The sequence below is a fragment of the Chryseobacterium sp. FG46 genome, from assembly GCF_057809135.1.
Genome location: NZ_JBMDJJ010000009.1, coordinates 1 through 20,441 on the forward strand (window position 1 = coordinate 1; position 20,441 = coordinate 20,441).

The 20,441-nt window shown below is 35.8% G+C and carries 17 protein-coding genes; 11 read left to right on the forward strand and 6 right to left on the reverse strand.

Going from position 1 to position 20,441, the window contains the following annotated elements:
• Positions 1-109: 109 nt before the first annotated feature.
• From ACODR7_RS08525 to ACODR7_RS08535, 3 genes are all read right to left on the reverse strand, one after another.
• Positions 110-739 carry a CatA-like O-acetyltransferase gene (locus ACODR7_RS08525; RefSeq protein WP_488838649.1) on the reverse strand — a complete coding sequence of 210 codons (630 nt, stop codon included), beginning with the start codon at positions 737-739 and terminating at the stop codon, positions 110-112.
• Positions 740-923: 184 nt separating this feature from the next.
• Positions 924-2,285, reverse strand: a complete 1,362-nt coding sequence (locus ACODR7_RS08530; RefSeq protein WP_488838650.1) for a T9SS type A sorting domain-containing protein — start codon at positions 2,283-2,285, stop codon at positions 924-926.
• Positions 2,286-2,287: 2 nt separating this feature from the next.
• The gene (locus ACODR7_RS08535; protein ID WP_488838651.1) at positions 2,288-2,770 is read right to left on the reverse strand and encodes a hypothetical protein; all 483 of its coding nucleotides are present in this window, start codon (positions 2,768-2,770) and stop codon (positions 2,288-2,290) included.
• Positions 2,771-3,078: 308 nt separating this feature from the next.
• Here ACODR7_RS08535 and ACODR7_RS08540 point away from each other — a divergent pair, with 308 nt between their 5' ends.
• The 5 genes from ACODR7_RS08540 (at position 3,079) to ACODR7_RS08560 (ending at position 10,052) form a co-directional block, all read left to right on the forward strand.
• Complete coding sequence (locus ACODR7_RS08540; RefSeq protein ID WP_488838652.1) at positions 3,079-4,101, forward strand: ligase-associated DNA damage response exonuclease; 1,023 nt, start codon at positions 3,079-3,081, stop codon at positions 4,099-4,101.
• Positions 4,098-5,678: an ATP-dependent DNA ligase gene (locus tag ACODR7_RS08545; RefSeq protein ID WP_488838653.1), complete on the forward strand. Its 1,581-nt coding sequence runs from the start codon at positions 4,098-4,100 to the stop codon at positions 5,676-5,678. Before ACODR7_RS08540 ends, ACODR7_RS08545 begins: the two co-directional genes overlap by 4 nt.
• A gap of 98 nt (positions 5,679-5,776) precedes the next feature.
• Positions 5,777-8,230, forward strand: a complete 2,454-nt coding sequence (locus ACODR7_RS08550; RefSeq protein WP_488838654.1) for a ligase-associated DNA damage response DEXH box helicase — start codon at positions 5,777-5,779, stop codon at positions 8,228-8,230.
• Positions 8,231-8,683: 453 nt separating this feature from the next.
• A complete protein-coding gene (pdeM, locus tag ACODR7_RS08555; RefSeq protein ID WP_488838655.1) occupies positions 8,684-9,331 on the forward strand; it encodes a ligase-associated DNA damage response endonuclease PdeM in 648 nt (215 codons plus the stop codon).
• 214 nt (positions 9,332-9,545) lie between these two features.
• Entirely contained in the window at positions 9,546-10,052 is a 507-nt protein-coding gene (locus ACODR7_RS08560; RefSeq protein ID WP_076594777.1) for a pyridoxamine 5'-phosphate oxidase family protein, read from the forward strand.
• A gap of 523 nt (positions 10,053-10,575) precedes the next feature.
• On the opposite strand, the gene ACODR7_RS08565 is transcribed toward ACODR7_RS08560, so the two are convergent.
• Positions 10,576-11,757, reverse strand: coding sequence for a pseudouridine synthase (locus ACODR7_RS08565; protein ID WP_488838656.1), 1,182 nt, complete (start codon positions 11,755-11,757; stop codon positions 10,576-10,578).
• A gap of 101 nt (positions 11,758-11,858) precedes the next feature.
• Here ACODR7_RS08565 and aroB point away from each other — a divergent pair, with 101 nt between their 5' ends.
• From aroB to ACODR7_RS08595, 6 genes are all read left to right on the forward strand, one after another.
• Positions 11,859-12,905 carry a 3-dehydroquinate synthase gene (gene aroB, locus ACODR7_RS08570; RefSeq protein ID WP_488838657.1) on the forward strand — a complete coding sequence of 349 codons (1,047 nt, stop codon included), beginning with the start codon at positions 11,859-11,861 and terminating at the stop codon, positions 12,903-12,905.
• Between the two features lie 275 nt (positions 12,906-13,180).
• A complete protein-coding gene (locus ACODR7_RS08575; protein WP_110008847.1) occupies positions 13,181-13,828 on the forward strand; it encodes a porin family protein in 648 nt (215 codons plus the stop codon).
• Between the two features lie 231 nt (positions 13,829-14,059).
• A complete protein-coding gene (locus ACODR7_RS08580) occupies positions 14,060-14,668 on the forward strand; it encodes a porin family protein (protein WP_488838658.1) in 609 nt (202 codons plus the stop codon).
• A 200-nt stretch (positions 14,669-14,868) separates the two neighbouring features.
• Entirely contained in the window at positions 14,869-15,456 is a 588-nt protein-coding gene (locus ACODR7_RS08585; RefSeq protein ID WP_076594782.1) for a porin family protein, read from the forward strand.
• Positions 15,457-15,911: 455 nt separating this feature from the next.
• A complete protein-coding gene (locus ACODR7_RS08590) occupies positions 15,912-16,610 on the forward strand; it encodes a porin family protein (RefSeq protein ID WP_488838659.1) in 699 nt (232 codons plus the stop codon).
• 363 nt (positions 16,611-16,973) lie between these two features.
• Positions 16,974-17,693 (forward strand): porin family protein, encoded by a 720-nt coding sequence (locus ACODR7_RS08595; protein WP_114820090.1) that lies wholly within the window; start codon positions 16,974-16,976, stop codon positions 17,691-17,693.
• 104 nt (positions 17,694-17,797) lie between these two features.
• Here the strand turns inward: ACODR7_RS08595 and ACODR7_RS08600 are convergent, their stop codons facing one another.
• Both ACODR7_RS08600 and purF read right to left on the reverse strand, forming a co-directional pair.
• Entirely contained in the window at positions 17,798-18,745 is a 948-nt protein-coding gene (locus tag ACODR7_RS08600) for a glycerophosphodiester phosphodiesterase family protein (protein ID WP_488838660.1), read from the reverse strand.
• 136 nt (positions 18,746-18,881) lie between these two features.
• Positions 18,882-20,381: an amidophosphoribosyltransferase gene (gene purF / locus ACODR7_RS08605; RefSeq protein WP_488838661.1), complete on the reverse strand. Its 1,500-nt coding sequence runs from the start codon at positions 20,379-20,381 to the stop codon at positions 18,882-18,884.
• Positions 20,382-20,441: the final 60 nt, after the last annotated feature.

Below are 20,441 nucleotides of genomic sequence, written 5' to 3' on the forward strand. Positions count from 1 at the left end.
AATATTGAATATCTAAAAACAAAAAGTCGGAAGAAAAATCTTCCGACCATGACTGGATCGAAACCCGGCTTTTGTTATATGACATTTTAAAAATATTGTCTTTATGCTTTTACTCCTGATCAAGCTGTCTCTGAAACTCTTCCAGATATTTAGCAATATGAATTCCGTCTGCCAACCCATGATGTGCCTCAATAGAAACCGGAAGATATTTTCTTCCTTCACGAATATTGAACCTTCCAAAGGCTATTTTAGGAACCGATTCTGTGGTATTAAAATCAGTAGGATGCAGTATTGCACTGAAAGAATTCCAAGGAATAGCAGTATGTCTTACATGATCTTTCCCCAGCCTTTCATTGCTCAATCTCAACCCTGTACTTTCATGTACTCCTTTTATCTCCTCCTGTAGAGCAGCATTGAATGTTTCAAAATCTTCTGAAAAAGGAGTAAATGAAAAACCGAAAGTACCATCCGGTCTCCCAATTGTACTGCCGGCATGAACTCTGTCAAACTGTATTACCTGTCCATCAATGATTCTGAGTTTTAATTCATCTACTGTATTAACCGCCACCATGGATTTGTGATAATAATAGGCAAAAAATGAATATCCTTTCTCTTTTGCTGTATCGTACGCTTTTGTACAGTCTACCTCCGTTGTAAACCCAAAATAAGGACTTGCCATGTTAGAAAAAAATTCGAAGTGTTCTTTCCTGTTCCAGTTGTCTATATCTACAATCTTCATTAATTCTTATTTGATGCAAATTTCAACATTTTTATGGATTTATTCCTTAAATTCCTTTTATTCAAAGATTACACTGTGGTTTTCAGGAATAAAAAAACAAGAGACTCATTTTTCTGGTTTGGGAATACCAGTTTATGAACCTCCTGCTTTATATTTCAAAATTGTTAATACTATATCTCTTTCATCATTCTTTAATGACTTTCTGGGAAAGAATCAGGCTTTTGTTTTCTTTTACATTCAGCAGATAAGTACCCGCCGGATAGTTTTTAATATCGACCTTTATGACAGAATTATTCAATTCAAATCTGGATGGAATCATCTTTCCGGAAGCATCATAAATTTCTACATTAACATCCTTTGAAAAATCCTTTTTTCCATTGATAAAAAACTCCCCCTCTGTAGGATTCGGATAAATACTGAAACGTCGCTCCTCTGCTTTCACATCTGAAAGGTTAAGAGTTCCTTTGCTGAGTGTCCAGGTAACATTGGTAACATGAAGTGTACTGTGATTATCTACTCTCACAAGCGGACTGTTATCCACTACAGAAAACATCAAAGTATTATTACCGTTGTTGAGCTGTCCCGGAGTAATAGTAACGGAATTTCCTGTTGATCCTCCCAGCACTGTTCCGTTTAAAGTCCAGGTATTGACTAATGTATTTGGGATAGGAAGAACTTCATTCACTGTGAAAGTAACACCAGATGTAGCATCTAACGAAGTATTGTTTGCCGGTGTATATGAATCTACAGGAGATACTAAAGAGTGAATCTTCTCAATAATTGTCTCCTTACAAACGGAACAGAACTGCCGGTCAAGATACCTCATCTCGCAATTTTCATGGGGTCTGAACCATGTCGGGCTTTCGGCATGGGGATAGATTCCTACATTGTTAGTACCTACCCAGTTTTTCCATTTGATCGTTGATGGGTTAGAATTCTGTGTTTTATTTGCGGATTCAAGCGAACCGGGAAACCAATACTCATCGGCCAAATTACCAAATGAGTGCCCCAGCTCATGCACTACAAGTTCATTTGAAGAACTATTGAGTGAAGCAAAAGCATAGGTACCTCCACAACCTCCGTATTCTGTAGAATTACCCAGTACATAAGTAATATCATAGTCTGGGACATTCGCCGCCAGAACTTGTCCTACTTTATTTGGAGTATTGGTATGAATACATCTGTGCACACCAATATCAAAACTTGCACCCAAATAATTATTTGGATTTGAGATAGGTATAACAGGTTCTATAACGTCCGTTGCCGTTCCTGGATGCTTAACTCCGGATTCCTGAGAAATTACTTTTATAGCATAAGCATTAAAATAATTTTTATATTCACTATAAGGACTCTTTGTAAAAAGATAATTAACTGTCGACTGCGCTGATGAGACAAAAGAAGTTTGCTGTGCAGCGGTAAACCCATCGCCCAAAACAGCAATTACAATACGTTTATCATTGCTTCCGTTCTGCAATAAGGTAACTTTTTCAAATGTCTGTCCAAAACAATTGCTTCCTACAAGAAGAGATAATAAAATCTTTTTCATAATTATAGTTTTTGAGTGAATAATAACTGTACTCCGGAATCTGTGGCTTTTTCAATTTTTACCCACTGAATGTTGTCAGCATACGAAAATCTGATATTGAACTCTGCACTTTGAAGAGAAGCTCTGTGTCTGGAGATTCCTTCTTTTTCGTAAACTTCCAGCTCACGATTCAACGGATCTTTTACCAGCTGCCTGGCTCCTTCTTTTCCATCAGCCTCAATGACCGTAATAATAAGGTCTCCTTTCTGCACTTCATTCCTGTCAAAGAAAGGTGTTGATTTCAGTTTCCCATCCGAAATTTTAGTTTCATGAAGAGTGATTTTTTCATTCCCGGAGCTGTCTTTGTCTGCCTTAAAAAATAAATAAAGAATACGTTCACTCTTTTTTACCACATTTTCTACTCTTATAGATCTTTCTGAAGCCGATTCGCTTTTTTTTTGAAAACTGCAAAACAGAAAGACAGTAACAAATAATAAATTTTTCATTTTTCTTTTTTTTATAAAAATAATCAATTACACATTAAAATATTAATATTGTTTATTATTTAATAAATTAAATATTTTTTATTGAAATTTTAAGTAAATAATAATAGATATATTTAAAATAAATATAAAAATCAAATAAATAAAGAAAATAAAAATTAACTACTGATCCATTTTTAGACCTTAGCCAACAAAATAATCACCTGTTTTTTACATCACTGATGGCTTCCCTTATCTATAGGTAATAAAAATCGTTATTTTTCAAACTTTGGTTAAGTTTTTGAAGCATATTCTCTAAACCAGTAATACCATTGAAATTAATCACATTTACCAAAAAAGGAATTTACTGTCCGCAAGGGAAATTCTATATAGATCCCTGGAGGCCCGTTGATATGGCGGTTATTACCCATGGCCATGCCGATCATGCCCGTTGGGGAATGAAAAAATACCTTTGCCACCACTTTACAAAACCTATTCTGCATCAGAGAATCGGGCCGGATATCGAATGCCAGAGCATAGAATATGGAGAAGTAATTACCATCAATGGTGTAAAACTTTCACTTCATCCAGCAGGGCATATCATTGGTTCTGCCCAGATAAAGCTTGAGTATAAAGGATATGTAACTGTAATTTCGGGAGATTATAAAGTTCAGGAAGATGGACTGAGTACACCTTTCGAGCTGGTAAAATGCAATGAATTTGTTACAGAAAGCACCTTTGGCCTGCCTATCTACAACTGGCTGGAAGTTCAGGATTTAAATAAAAAACTCCAGAACTGGGTACTGAAAAATAAAGAAAACAATAAAACCTCTGTGTTTATTGGATATTCTTTGGGAAAAGCCCAGCGTATTATGAAGGCAGTGGAAGAATTGGGAAAAATATATGTCCATTATTCCATTGGAAAACTGAATGAAGCCTTTGAAACAGCAGGAATTGATCTTCCTGAATATACAATAGCAGATTTCAGAGAACGCCCGAAAGAAATGGAACATGAAATTGTTATTGTGCCACCCGCCTTACTCGACAGTAATATCATTAAGAAAATTCCAGATCCGGCCACAGCAATATGTTCCGGATGGATGCAGGTGCGCGGTGCAAGAAGGTGGCGGAGTGCAGATGCAGGATTTGCAATGAGTGATCATGCAGACTGGAAGGGATTGCTGCAGACTGTAAAAGCAACCGAAGCAGAGCTGGTACACGTCACCCACGGACAGACGGAAGTTTTTTCAAAATATCTGAATGAAACAGGAATTAAAGCAGATGTTGTAGAAACACTTTACGGTGATGACGAAGAAGAATCTGAAAAAGAAAACCCTGAAAATCCGGAATCATGAGACATTTTGCAGAGCTTATCAACGCGTTGGAAACCACCAATAAAACCAATGCTAAAATTGATGCCATCATTGATTATCTGGAACGCGCTACTGATGAAGATAAAGTATGGTTTATAGCCTTATTTACAGGAAAAAGGCCTAAGAGGAATGTCAACACCAATTACATGAAAGAATGGGCGCTGGAAATCACAAAACTCCCTTACTGGCTTTTTCAGGAATCATACTCTTCCGTAGGCGATCTCGGAGAGACATTATCATTAATTCTTCCGCCTCCGGAGGAAAAAATAGAACGTTCATTATCAGAATGGATGAATGATATTACCAACTTAAAAGGCAAAACAGATGCAGAAAAAAAAGAATTTGTCCTGCAAACATGGAATGGGCTGGATTATACGGAACGTTTGATTTTCAACAAATTAATTGGCGGAAGCTTCCAGATTGGAGTATCAGACAAAACATTAATCAATGCACTGACCAAATTTTCAGGGCAGGAATCCATTGCTCTGATGCACAGTTTAATGGGTAATTGGCTGCCGGATGAAGTTTCTTTCAAAGAGCTTATTGATGTGGAAAATGTAAATCCTGATAACTCAAAACCCTATCCCTTCTGCCTTGCTTATCCTTTGGAAAAAGAAACTGAAGAATTGGGAGATCCTGATGGATGGATAGTAGAATACAAATGGGACGGAATACGCGGACAGATCATTCGCAGAAACGATGAAGTCTTCATCTGGTCAAGAGGTGAAGAACTTGTGACCGAGCAATTTCCGGAAATTACAGAAGTTATAAAAGCCATGAAAGGCAACTTTGTCATAGATGGAGAAATACTTGCGGTAAAAGAGGGTAAGGTTTTAAATTTTAATGAATTGCAGAAAAGATTAAACAGGAAAACTTTAACTAAAAAAATGCTCTCGGAAATCCCCATAGAAGTCTTTGTCTACGACTTGCTGGAACTGGAAGGCAATGACCTGAGAGAAAAACCAATCTCTGCAAGAAGAGCCTTACTGGAAGAATTATTATTGAATGAAAATCCGGAACGCATCAGTATTTCCAAAAGTCTGGATTTTGAAAAATGGGATGAACTGAATTCACTTCGTGAAAACTCACGGGATGTAAACAGTGAAGGACTTATGTTAAAACAAAAAAACTCCCCTTATCATTCAGGAAGAAAAAAAGGCGACTGGTGGAAGTGGAAAATCAATCCGTTTACCATTGATGCAGTCCTGATCTATGCCCAAAAAGGAAGCGGTAGAAGAAGTGCCTACTACACCGATTATACTTTTGCAGTGAAAAACGGAGATAGTCTGGTAACTATTGCTAAGGCTTATTCCGGTTTAACAGATAAAGAAATCATGGAAGTGAGCCGGTTTGTGACCAAAAATGCTATTGAGAAATTTGGTCCTGTAAGAACCGTAAAAGCAGAACTGGTGTTCGAAATTGCTTTTGAAGGCATAGGTTTCAGCAACCGTCATAAAAGTGGTGTAGCCCTGCGGTTTCCAAGAATTGTAAGGTGGCGGAAAGACAAAACAGTAGATGAAATCGACTCTCTTGAAGAAATTAAAAAATTAATACAATAAAACCTTTGCTGAGTGAAACGCCTTTGCGGTCGAAAAAATAAATAATATCATATAAAACCCTAGCGTCTTTTGCGTTAAAAATTTAAATCAAATATAAATTGGCAGCTTTCGAACATACCAACGGATTAAAGATCATTCAGCAATGGATGACCAATAAAGGTATTGCCCCTTTTAAATTTCAGCTGGAAACCTGGAAGAAATTTGGAAACGGATACAGCGGAATGGTAGTTGCCCCGACAGGTTTTGGAAAGACTTTCTCTGTTTTTCTAGCCTTAATTTCAGATTTCCTGAATCATCCCGAGCAATACAAAAAAGGGCTGAAAATGATCTGGATAACGCCACTCCGGTCTTTGTCCAAAGATATTGCGAAAGCCATGCAGGAAGCGATTGACGAAATCGGACTCGATTGGGCGGTAGGCGTAAGAAACGGAGATACCGATCCCAAAGTAAGACAACAGCAAGTCAAGAAAATGCCCGAAATTCTTGTTGTAACTCCTGAAAGTCTCCACTTGCTTCTCGCTCAGAAAAATAATGAACGTTTTTTCACTGATATGAAATGTGTGGCTGTGGATGAATGGCATGAATTACTGGGTTCAAAGCGCGGTGTTATGGCAGAACTCGGGATTTCCCAGCTTAGAAAATATGTTCCGGAGACTAAAATATGGGGCATCACCGCCACCATTGGGAATTTGGATGAAGCTATGGATGTACTTATTCCGTATGACTGTAAAAAGACAAAAATTACAGCCAAAGAACAGAAAAAAATAGATATTCTCCCGGTTTTTCCGGATGAAATTGAGATATTGCCCTGGGCAGGACATCTTGGAAATAAACTTGCAGATAAAGTGGTTCCGATTATTCTGGAGTCAAAATCCACCATCGTATTTACCAATACCAGAAGCCAGAGTGAAATGTGGTATCAGCTTTTACTGGATGCTTATCCTGATTTTGCGGGTCAGATCGCCATCCATCACAGTTCTATTGATGCCCATTTGAGAATCTGGATTGAAGAAAATTTAAGTTCCGGAAAATTGAAAGCCGTAGTTTCCACATCATCTCTCGATCTTGGAATCGATTTTAAACCTGTTGACACCGTCATTCAGGTAGGATCAGCCAAAGGAGTTGCGCGTTTTCTTCAAAGAGCGGGACGCAGCGGCCATTCTCCTTTTGAAACCTCAAAAATCTATTGTGTTCCTACCCATTCTCTGGAACTGATTGAAGTTTCAGCTTTAAAAGAAGCCGTGAAACAGAAAGTGGTAGAGCCCAGAGAGCCACAGGTATTGTGTTTCGATGTGCTGGTTCAGTTTCTGATGACATTGGCAGTTGGAGATGGTTTTTATCCTGACGAACTATATGAAAGAATCAAAAAAGTATATGCCTTTCAGGAAATGCTGGACGAAGAATGGAAAAGCATTCTGGAATTTCTTACCATTGGTGGCAGCGTATTGAAGAACTATGAAGAGTTCCATAAAATCGTCATTATGGAAGACGGCCTTTATAAAGTAACTTCAAGAAAAATTGCTATGCTCCACCGGATGAATATGGGCGTGATTGTGAGTGATGCGATGCTGAAGGTGAAATTTATTTCCGGCGGCTATATCGGAATGATTGAAGAATATTTTATTTCAAAACTGAAAAAAGAAGAAAAATTTATTCTGGCCGGACGTACACTGGAAGTCGCCATGATTAAGGATATGACGGTCTATGTAAGAGCAGCCAAAGGAAAAGCTTTAGTTCCGAGTTATCTTGGCGGAAGGCTTCCATTAAGCAGCAATCTGGGACATTTTTTAAGAGAAAAACTCTCACATGCTTTAAATCCGAAAGCTTCGGAAAAAGAACTGAAATTTCTGCATCCTCTTCTGATCAATCAGGAAACAAACTCACATATTCCCAGAGAAGATGAATTTCTGGTGGAAATGATCAAAAACCGTGAAGGATATCATTTGTTCATGTATCCTTTTGAAGGGCGTCTTGTGCATGAAGTAATGGCCGCTTTGATTGCCTATCGGATCTCAAAACTGGCCCCTATCTCCTTTTCTATGGCGATGAATGATTATGGGTTTGAACTGTTCAGTGATAAGGAAATTCCCTTAAATGAAAATAATCTGCAAGAGATTTTAACAAGAGATAATCTAATGAACGATGTGATCGCAAGTATCAATTCAGCAGAAATGGCAAGAAGAAAATTCAGAGATATTGCAGTGATTTCAGGCATGGTGATTCAGAATTATGCAGGACAGCAACGCTCCAACAAGTCATTGCAAAGCTCTGCCGGACTGATTTTCAAAGTACTCGAAGACCATGATCCCAATCATTTTTTAATCAAACAGGCTTATACTGAAGTATTTAATATGCAGCTTCAGGAACAGCGATTAGTAGAGGCATTTAAAAGAATTGAAAAATCTGAAATTATTTTAAAACATTCCCGTTCCTTCACTCCGCTCAGTTTCCCGATCAAAGTAGACAGCTTAAGGCAGACTCTTTCCAGTGAAGGACTGGATACGAGGATTAAAAGAATGCTGAAGCTATCCAATATAAGTGATCTTTTATAATCAATTAATGTGTTTTCTGGAAGAACAGATATGCCGATAAATATTTGTTTACCGCAAAGACGCAAAAAATTAATAATAATAACGTTTTAAGGTACAAAGATTTTATCTCCGATAAAATTTAGTCCCGTTAATCTGGCTAAAATCTCACATTGAGCTAAGTCGAAATGTTCTTGCGCCATAAATAAAAATAGATAATATAAAATTTGCGCCTTTGCGAGATTCTAAAATTTATAAAATCAAATAAAAAGACCTATCGTTTTAACCTTATTCTCAGCCTTATATTCTCCGTTAATTTTCTTGATAAACTTAAATAATCATCGTAACTTAGAGTATATCTTCTTAGAATTTTAATAAAATTTAAATAATGGAAAAATTTCATGTAAGCCGGAAAGTTGGCTGATCCTATTTATTTAAATAGTTTAACTTTAAACCTTCAATTTTTCAATCTATCAAGTGTTTATAGCAACTAAAAATATTTCCATCGGAAATGAAACTTTCATTCTGACCAATCAGCGGGCAGCATTCTGGCAAAAAGAAAAAGCATTGATTCTTTCTGATCTGCACATCGGAAAAACAGCTCATTTTCGTAAAAATGGTATTGCACTGGCCAATCATATTATGAAAAATGATCTGGAAAGATTATCAGCGCTGATTGAATATTTTCAGCCTGAAAAGTTTGTAGTGGTTGGAGATTTACTTCATGCCGGAGACAATTCTGATGTGGATGAATTCTGTACCTGGAAAAATCAGTATCCTGATATACAGTTTTATCTTATTGAAGGAAACCATGACCGGATTTCAGAAACCCTGGAAAAAAAATTATGCTTTCATCACAAATCTGAATGGCTGGAAATAGATGATATTACTTTCATTCATGATTTTGATGCATCCAGATCCGGATTTCAGATTACAGGACATATTCACCCGGGAATTGTGCTGAATTCTGCGGTGAAAAAAATCAGGCTTCCGTGCTTTGCTCTCAGCAGCAATCAATTATTATTACCTGCCTTCAGTGAATTCACAGGACTGGATACGAAAAATCTGCCCCAAAAAAGTACGTTTTTTGTGTTTACAGACGCAGAAATCTATGAAATTTTATAGTTTAAGGGTTTATTTAAGAAGCTGTTCTCTGTTTTCCAAAAAGATATAATACCTTACAAAAGAAGCCAGATGTTTAGGAGGCGAAATCTGCATCCATCAAATTTACGTAAAACTTATTTATTGAAAAGAAATCAAGCCCAGGTACCACAATTTATTCCCTTTTGGTCAGGTATTTGAATGTTTTAATGAATACCAATAACTAAAATATTATATTATGTCAACACAAAATCTTACCCACCTGGAAGCAATCAAAAAGATCAAAGAACTCTCGGAAAGTGCAAGAATATGTATGTTCTGTACAGAATTGGAAACTACTCCTATTAATTCAAGACCTATGACTTTACAGGAAACAGACGACAGCGGAAATCTCTGGTTTATCAGCAGCGGAACCAGCAATAAGAATTTTGAAATAAAAGAAGACCGAAGAGTACAATTGTTTTTTATGAACAATAGTGATTCCCAATATCTTTCTGTTTATGGAAAAGCTTCTATTTATAAAGATAAAGCAACTATAGAAGATAAATGGTCTCCTCTTGCTAAAGCCTGGTTTGACGGAAAAGACGATCCAAATGTTACCATTATCCGTGTAGAGCCTAAAGAAACCTATTACTGGGATACCAAAGCAGGAAAACTGGTAAGCCTGTTTAGTTTTGTAACGGCCGCAATCACAGGAAACAAAACCGATAATTCCGACGGTGTGGAAGGAAATGCAACGATTTAAAAATATTAAATAAAGAACACACCTTCTCACAGATTAAGCAGATTTGCACTTAATTGTCAGAGCAGTTTTTGTGATCTGCGAGAGAAAAAAATGAAGCTGTCTCACAATTGAGACAGCTTTTTTTATATTTCATTGTTTGGAGGGAATTGTTTTCAAAGTAAGGGAAAGCAAATATTCTTATGCAATTCAATCCTAACGAAAATAGTGTGATGAACTTACTGTATTTTTTGAATTTCCTCTTGAAATCCGAAGAATCAGTGTATCTCGCTTTAAAAGAAACTACAAAAATGGACAATGTTTATCCAAAATTTATTGTTCTTAACCGATTTATGCGTATTTAAAAAAGGCTCAGATTATAAAATCCAAGCCTAACTTTTTTACTCACACGCTTCGCGGGAAAGTGTCCAGAAAATAATTCTGCGCTTTTTTATTCTTTATCCTGAAGATACTTTTTGAAAGAATGAAGTAAGCTGGAAATGTGAATCTGTCATTCATCATTGATAACGCTTAAATCATCATTATTCTAAAGCATTTTAAGGTTGTTTACTTCCAGTTCTGTAAGGATTCTCCAGTGTCCTCTCTTGATATTCTTCTTCGTTAATCCCGCAAACATCACTCTGTCTAAAGATTCTACTTCGTATCCTAATCTTTGGAAAATTCTTCTGATAACACGGTTCCATCCGATGTGAATCTCAATTCCGATTTCATTCTTAGGCTTTCCTTCAATATATGAAATCTGATCAACCACAGCTACTCCTTCATCAAGACGTATTCCTTCAGCAATAAGGCGTAAATCTTCACCGGTAAGCTTTTTATCCAATGTAACATGATAAATCTTCTTAGCATCAAAAGATGGATGTGTCAGCTTTTTAGTCATGTGACCATCATTGGTCAATAAGATCACTCCTGTTGTGGAACGATCCAGTCTTCCAACCGGGAAAAGCCTGTAAGGAGAAGCATTAGCCACAAGATCCATTACGGTTTTTCTTGCTTTATCATCTTTTGTTGTAGAAATATAACCTTTTGGTTTATTCAAAAGTACATATACAGGTTTTTCAGGAGTAATGCTTTGTCCGTCAAAAACTACTCTGTCTGTTTTCTGTACCTGATAGCCCATTTCAGTTACCACCTTTCCGTTTACTTCTACCAATCCCTGAGTAATCAAATCATCAGCCTCTCTTCTGCTGCAGATTCCGGAATTAGCAATATACTTGTTAAGACGGATGCTGTCTTTATGAACGTCTTTTTCAATTTTGTTCAGCCTTCTTTTCTGTACAAAAGATCTTGTTTTGTCATCATTTCTTTCCTCTCCGTTAGAAGGTCTTCTTCCGTATTTCAGGCTGCCTCTTTCGTACTTATCTCTTGTATCGAAGTTTTTCCCGCCTCTCTTAGGTTTTCCAAAAGATTTCTTCTCATAGCTCTCACTTTTGTTCGTGATATAAGGTTTTCTTTCAGATTTTGATCCTGATTCATCGTTGGAATTCTCGAAACTGTCGGTATTTCTTTTGAAAGGTTTCTTTTCAAATCTTGAATTGGATCCTTTATGTTCCGGGCCTTTTTTTCCTCCATCTTTAGAGAAAGGCTTGTTAAAAAGTTTTGATCCTGAAGAATTTCCAGATCTGGAAGCACGAGAATCATCAGAACTTTTCTTGGTTGAAATTCTTGGTCTCTTTGGTCTGTCTGAATTATTATTATCTCTGCTCATTCTAAAAATTTCTGCAAAGATAGTAATTTAGTTACGAGTTAAAAATTAAGAATCATAACTTTGCACTATAGTTTACATTTTAACTTTATATAAAATAGAAGATGATAACAATATTAAACGATAATTTCTCTCAGCTCAACGAGTTTCTTCACGAAAAAACTTTCAGTAAAATTTTCATTCTTGTAGATGAAAACACTCATGAATACTGCCTTCCTGTTCTTTTAGGAAATATGGTAACGGATCTTGGGTTTGAAATTTTAGAGATTGAGGCTGGAGAGGAAATGAAAAATATTCAGACAGCCAATCAGCTTTGGGAAATTCTTACAGAAATGCAGGCAGACAGAAAAGCACTGGTTATTAACCTTGGCGGCGGTGTGATTACGGATATGGGAGGATTTGTTGCATCTACTTATAAAAGAGGAATACAGTTTATCAATATCCCTACTACCCTTTTATCAATGTGTGATGCTTCCATAGGCGGAAAAACCGGGATCGATCTGATGCACTATAAAAATATGGTGGGAACTTTTGCTTTTCCTGAGCAAATTTTTATTTTTCCAAAATTCTTAGAAACACTGCCTTTTAAAGAATTAAGAAGTGGCTTTGCAGAAATGCTGAAACATGGATTAATTGCTGATAAAAATCATTGGGATAAGCTGATTCAGATCCGCAAACTGGAAGTGGAAACAGTGTTTCCTCATATTCAGACCTCTATGAATATTAAACATAATGTTGTAGATCAGGATTTCCATGAGCAGAACATCAGAAAAACACTTAATTTCGGGCATACAATAGGACATGCGGTAGAAAGTTTATGTCTTCAGCAGGAAAATCCAATCCTTCACGGTGAAGCTGTGGCTATGGGAATGATTGCTGAAGCTCATCTTGCTTATCTTGAAAACCTTATTTCTGAAGAAGATTCAAAAATAATCATTGAAAACATTCAGAGATACTATCCTTACCTTGATATCAGTGATTTTAAAGATGAAGATATTACGGCTTTATTACTCAATGATAAAAAGAATACAGACCGTAAAATCAACTTTTCCCTGCTTTCAGGAATAGGTTCATGCCACTATGATCATCAGTGCAGCCAGGAAAACATTCTTGAAGCTATATCTTTTTATAGAAAATTGAATGATGCTTAATAATTTTCACACAATAGTTTCATTTCTTAATACAACTTTTGACAAAATTGTCAATTTAGACAACATCTAAACAAATGTTTATTTAAAAACACAACAAATTGACAATCAATTACATAAAACAAAAATCACTTAAACACTAAGTGATTTTTTTATTGATTTTAATCATAAAAAAAATTTTTGGCAAGCAATTTGAAAGATACTCTGCGTTCAACTGAAAATGCTGAACAGTAGTAAAATTTAAAATTAAGAAAGAGTAAAATTAAAAAATTAAAGTTATGAAAAAGTTAATTTTAGGATTAGCGTTAACTGCAGGAACATTCGCATTCGCTCAACAGACAGGAAATACATCTTCTAATCCGGTAACATTCGGGGTAAAAGGAGGAATGAACGTTTCTTCACTTTCTAACGGTGCAGATTTAAGTGATTCTAAATCAAAAATTGGTTTTAATGCAGGAGTTTTCGCCAACATCCCATTAGCAAGTTCTTTCAGTGTGCAGCCGGAAGTTCTTTATAATGACTTAGGTTCAAAAGTAACAAGAGAATATTCAGTACTTGGTAATAATTATAAGAGCGAATATTCAAGAAATTTAGGATACGTTGCTGTACCGGTAATGTTCCAGTATAATGCAACACCTGAGTTCTTCCTTGAAGCGGGTCCTGAATTTGGATTTCTTGTAAGCGCTAAAGATAAGTTAAAAAGTTCAACAAACAACAGTAATAATACACAAGTTGCCACTCTTGACAAAGATGATTTCCAGACTTTTAACTTTGGTATAGGTATTGGTGCAGGGTATTACTTCATTCCTAATTTAGGAATTACAGCAAGATATACTGCAGGTCTTACTGACATTTACAAGAATAATTCTGGTGATGCTGTAAAAAACAATGTATTCCAGGTAGGATTAGCTTATAAATTCAAATAAGCTACACATTCACTAACAAATTTTATATTCAATAGAAAAGATCAGATTAATTTTTTAATCTGGTCTTTTTTTATGTTAAAATAATATGGAGTTAATAATTCACTATAAATACATCCCAAATAGTTGATTTTTCCATTCGTTAAAAACACATAAAGTCTTTATTCATGAGGGTTTACGGCATGTTGTTTGTTGCTTTTCGAACGTTAAACAACATAAAAATTAAACTAATCTATGAAAAAGATTTTTCTAGGCCTGGCCATTATCGCAGGTACTTTCACTTTTGCTCAGAGCACTTCTGAAGCTACTACTCCATCCACATCTTCTAAAATCAAATTCGGTTTGAAAGCAGGTCTGAACATTTCTACCCTTTCCAATATGGATATGAAGTCAAAAGCTGGATTCTATGGTGGTGCTTTTGTAAACATTCCTGTTTCTAAGGATTTCTCTGTTCAACCGGAAGTATTATATAGTGCTGCGGGAGCAAAGGAGAAAGGCGGCAATAATGCAAAACTTAATTTAGAATATCTTTCTGTACCTGTAATGTTCCAATATAAAGCACTTCCAAATCTCTATGTGGAAGCAGGACCACAATTTAACTTTTTAATTGATGCCAGATTAAAGAAAAGTGCTTCTACCGGTGCTTTAAAAAATGCAACTCAATCATTTGATTTTGGAATCGGATTGGGAGCTGGCTACTATTTTACCAAAAATATTGGGATAAATGTGAGATATAATGCAGGTCTGTCTGATATTGTAAAAACAAAATATCAATATGGATATGACAGAGAAGGATCTGTAAAAAATGGGGTATTCCAGGTAGGAGTAAACTACAAATTCTAAGATTTTATAAAGCTTTTCTCAGTAATTTTTTATAATTAAAGTGGAGTCGGATTAATTTTAATCCGGCTTTTTTTAATACAATAGAAATATTGTTCTTCAAGAAAACACAGTAAATTCAGAGTATATTTTAACTTTGGCACGCAGTTTGATCCTTAATGAAATGTTAAATAAAACTTAAAAACTATTAAAATATAAAACTTATGAAAAAGATTTTTTTAGGTCTTGCGTTAGTAGCAGGTACTTTCGCTTTCTCTCAGAAGACTTCTACTGCTTCATCTTCTCCAGTTAGATTTGGTGTAAAAGCAGGTCTTAATATCTCTACTATTTCTGATAATGACTTCAACTCTAAAGCTGGATTTTACGGAGGAGTATTTGCTAATATTCCAGTGGCTAAGGACTTCTCTTTCCAACCAGAAGTAATGTATAGCGGAATGGGCGCAAAGTTTAAAGCAGACAGCGATGCTAAAGCAAACCTAGATTATATCTCTGTTCCTTTAATGCTTCAGTACAATGCTCTGCCTAATCTATACCTGGAAGCTGGTCCACAGTTCAGTTTTCTTGTGAATTCAAAATTAAAATATAAATCAAGCTCTACAGATGCCAAAGATGTTTTCAAATCATTTGACTTCGGAATTGGTCTTGGAGCTGGATACTATTTCACCCAAAACATTGGAGTTACGGCAAGATATGTTGCAGGTTTAACAGATGTAGCGAAAAACAGACCAGACCTATCTGAAGACAAAGCTAAAAATGGTGTATTCCAATTTGGTTTAGCTTATAAATTCTAATAAATCAATTTAGCTTTTAAAGCAAACCACTAATCAATACAAGCCGGATTTAATATAATTCGGCTTTTTTATTGGTCTTGATATTTTTGGCAAGAAATTTGCCTGTAAATTATTTGATTGTACTCTATCCCGGAAATTTCCAACTTATGGTTCATGTTTTCACAATGAGTATACTTTGATCCAGTTGATATTCGATTGAATATCAAAATTAAATCTAACTATTACCATTAAACTTTAACGTGAACTATGCCAGCCAGAATGGCAATTAGAGTATACAACAGAATACTGAATATATTTTGTTTATCAATAAGATACATTTTGATTTCAATAGAAAAAGTCAGGTTAATTAATTTAAGCCTGACTTTTTCGCTTACCGCATGATTTTTATCACTTCTCCCCTTTATGGCAGATAATTTGCCACAAACAAAACAAAACAAAAAAATTAAACTTCAATCATGAAAAAAAATTTTGCAGTACTAGCAATTATGGTTGGCCTCTCTGCCAATGCACAGGAAAAACAACAGCCAAAATCTTCTTCTCCTATCTCTTTTGGTGTCAAAACAGGCTTTAATGGTTCTACACTTACCAGAGGAGATGGTTATGAGTATGATAATAATGAAAAAATGAAAGCGGGTTTTCACGCCGGAGTGTTTGCGAATATTCCTGTTTCTGATAAATTCAGCATCCAGCCGGAACTTCTTTTCAGCCAGCTGGGATCAAAAACAGACTACAATTACAGAACAAGTTCAGGAAACTACAGAATAACACAACACTATGATTACAGTACGACATTAAATTACCTTTCTCTTCCTGTAATGGTTCAATATAATATTCTTCCTCAGCTTTATGTAGAAGCAGGACCTGAATTCGGATATCTGCTGGGAGGAAAAACAAAAGGAGATTTAACAACTATTGAGACTACCGGAAATTCAGTTACAGTTGATCGTACGGAACATATTTCAAAGAATATTTCAACAGGGCTTTTTAACCGCTTTAATATGGGATTAGGTATTGGTGCCGGATATTATTTTACTGAAAACTTTGGCGTAACGGCAAGATTTACGGCTGGTCTTACTGAAGTTTACAGATACAACGACGGTGATAAAGTACGAAATAATGCACTTCAGATTGGAGTTGCATATCGATTTAAATAGAGATATTTATTATTTTCAAAACCGATGCCGGGCTTTAATAGCCCGGTATTTTTATTTTTTTTGAAAGGAACAGCGTGGATAGCTTATTATTTTTCAAAGAAAAATATTTCGTGATTTATTTTTTATCAATTCAATTATCAACAAAAAAGCATTTTCAACATTAAACTCTTTTCAAAAATATTGATTTTGGCGACATATTTATTCATCAAAAAGAGATAAATGATTAAAAAAAACCTTTCCAGAAACGATGCAAAACCCTTTATAAATAAGCATTTTTCAACTTTGGCAAGCAATTTGCAAAATAATTCGGGTCTGATTGAGAGATCATCCGACACACAAATAGTAAAATTAAAAAATAAAATTATGAAGAAGTTATTTTTAGGATTAGCATTAACTGCAGGTACACTAGCTTTTGCTCAGGAAACAGAAACAAAGACAGAAACTAAAACAGTCAATGCATCACCACTAAAAAAAGATGTTCAACCCATTAGATTCGGAATTAAGGCTGGAGGAAACTCAGCTTATTTCAGTGAGCAAAAGTTTGGAATCAACACGCAACAACTAGGTTTCCACGCAGGTGCATTCGTTAATATTCCACTTTCAAAACATTTCAGCTTACAGCCAGAGGTATTATACAACCAAATGGGAGCGAAAGATGTAATTTCATCTACAGAAACTGATAATGGAGTTACGAATGTAAAAACTAAAGAAGAAGGTAGAGTAAAAATGAACTATATTTCAGTTCCATTAATGCTTCAGATGAGACCTACTGAGAAATTTTACGTTGAAGCCGGACCTGAATTCAGTTATTTCATCAACGGAAAAACTAAAGGAGAAACAAGTGTAGCAAGCACTACAGGAGGTGTTACTACAACCACTACAAGTTCTAATACTGAAGATATCGACAAAGATCAGATCAATAAATTCAATTTCGGATTGGGTCTTGGTTTAGGATATGATATTACATCCAACATCGGTATCAGCGCAAGATATGTAAATAGCTTGACAAAAATTGATAAAAGCAGACCTGCTGCTGAAAATAACAATAGAGTATTTCAGTTAGGCCTGAACTATAAATTCTAATTAAGAACCAATTTTTTTAACCGAAGTGCACTAACCTTGCACGCATAAAATAGCCGGAAGATTTTCTTCCGGCTATTTATATTGCAATATTACCGCAATAAGTTTTATTCGAATATTCTCGGATCATCGCTGATGATGCCATCTATTCCCATCTCTTTTAATTCCTTTAATCTTTCTTTGGCATTCACGGTCCATGGGATTACTTTCATGCCCAATGAATGGCATTCTTGCACTAATTGCGGGGTCACAAGACTATGTTCAGGACTGTAAATAGTAGGGGTAAAGCTCAGGAACTTCATATCTCCGGCTACTCCATTCAGGTGATTGGGATACATTTTGAACTTTTCTGCCGGAATATTTTTAAAATAAGCCTGCTGCTGAGCCAGCTTTTTATCATCTACCTTTTCCACAAGTAAAGCAGTCATTATTTTAGGATATTCTTTATGAAGGATTTCCAGTGTTCTTGGATCAAAAGACTGGATGATCACTCTGTCCTGTATCTTTTTTTCTACAATAATCTTCATCATCAGATCCACAAATTCTTTTGGTTCCGGATGAAGAATGTTATCAGAAAAAGGACGTGTCTTTGTTTCTATATTGTAAAAAGGCAGTGGTCTTTTCAATTCACGGGCATAGGTTTCACAAGTGTCTATTACATCTGAAAAGAGAGGTTTCTGAGCTTTCATTTTCTTTTGATCAGGATAGTTATTCAATCTTTTCAATCCGACATCAAAGGTTTTGATCTTTGCGTAAGGCATTTCATAAATTTTGTAATAAAAACCTGAATCTTTGGGAATGTAAGTTCCATCCGGCTTTGTAGCCAGTTCCGGTGAGAGAAAAGCATCATGAGAAAGAATGACTTTTTTGTCCTTCGTTATGGCCAGATCCATTTCCAGGGTTGTTACATTCATTTTCAGAGCATTTTTCATAGCCGGGATTGTATTTTCGGGGTAAAGGGATTTTCCTCCACGGTGTGCCTGATTATCAAAAGTTTGTGAAGAATAAAGGTGGGTAAATACCAGAAAAATACCTGTAAAAAGTACGTGTTTCATATCCTGAAGTTTTAATCTGACAAAATTAAAGCTCCATTGTATCCTGAATAATACAGGAATATTAATCTTTTGCTACATTTATAAAGCAAAAGAACCAGGTTGTACACCCGGTTCTTTTAGTATTTCAATAAAGAAATTAGTTGAATAAATCCACCTCTTCTCCTTTTCCTACAGGATATTCTTCTGTAAAGCACCCGAAGCAGTGGTTGGCTGATCCTAAAATGTCTTTCAGATTGTCTATACTTAAAAACTCTAAGGAATCTACTCCCAGATAATTCTTAAGTTCTTCCGTAGTCATATTCGCTGAGATAAGATCATCTTTAGACGGAGTATCAATTCCCAGATAACATGGAGCAATAATTGGAGGAGAAACACTTCTGAAGTGGATCTCTTTTACGCCTGCATCTTTTAAAATTTTAACCAGTCTTTTGGATGTTGTTCCACGAACAATAGAATCGTCAATAATGACTACTCTCTTGTCTTTCATTTCAGAAATGATCGGGTTCAGCTTAAGGTTCACTACTCTTTCTCTCATTTCCTGTGTAGGAACGATGAAACTTCTTCCGATATATCTGTTTTTGATTAAAACAGGGCGGAAAGGTATTCCTGAAGCCTTTGAGAAACCAATAGCAGCCGGAACTCCGGAATCCGGAACTCCAATCACCAGATCAGCTTCTACAGGAGCCTGTTCCCAGATTTTCTCTCCGGATTTTTCTCTGATCTCGTATACATTGATGTTTTCTAAAGTAGAGTCAGGTCTTGCGAAATAAATATATTCGAAAGAACAGATTCTCTGCTTACCTTTTGTTTCATCCATCATATAAGAATGAAGCTTTCCAGGTTCGTTTTCATTGGTATAAATGATCTCACCCGGAAGAATATCACGTACATACTGAGCGCCTACAGCATCTAAAGCTACAGATTCTGAAGCCACTACATAGGATTTCTCATCAATAGCTCCCAACACTAACGGACGGATACCGTTGAAGTCTCTGAAGGCAAAGAATTTATTCCTGGTCATCCCAACTACGGAATAAGCACCTTCAATCTTTTCCATGGTTGCTTTGATCGCTCCACGAAGACCCAAATCAAGGTTTTTCTGGATCAGTCTCAGGATTACTTCAGAATCGGAAGTAGCTCTGAAAACTACGCCTTCAGCTTCTAATTCTGCTTTTAATTCTTTGGCATTGGTAAGGTTACCGTTGTGTGCTATAGAAAGTATAATCTGGTCATATTCGTTTTTCGCGAAAAATGGCTGGAAGTTATATTTCTTTTTATCTCCTGCAGTGGTATAACGGGTATGCCCAATTGCAGAATTTCCCATAAAAGTTTCAGGTTCCTGAATTTCTTTATAAACATCCAAAACCAGTCCTTCGTCTTTCATGTTTGTGATTCTTCCATCCTTTAAAACGGAAATACCACAAGCTTCCTGTCCTCTGTGCTGTAATGCAAAAAGACCAAACTGTGAAAGAGAGAAAGTATCCAGATCATTATCCGAATACATTCCGAAGATCCCACATTCTTCATTAGGAGCATCCAGTCTTTCCTCTTCCTGAGTTCTGAAAAGATTCCTTCCGTAAGTCTGGGTTTCAAACTGTTTTAAATATTCACTTTTATGAATGTCTAAACTTTTCATTTCTATTTTTTCTAAATTAAAAGATTAAAAAATTTAATGATTAAAAAGATTACAGCCTGT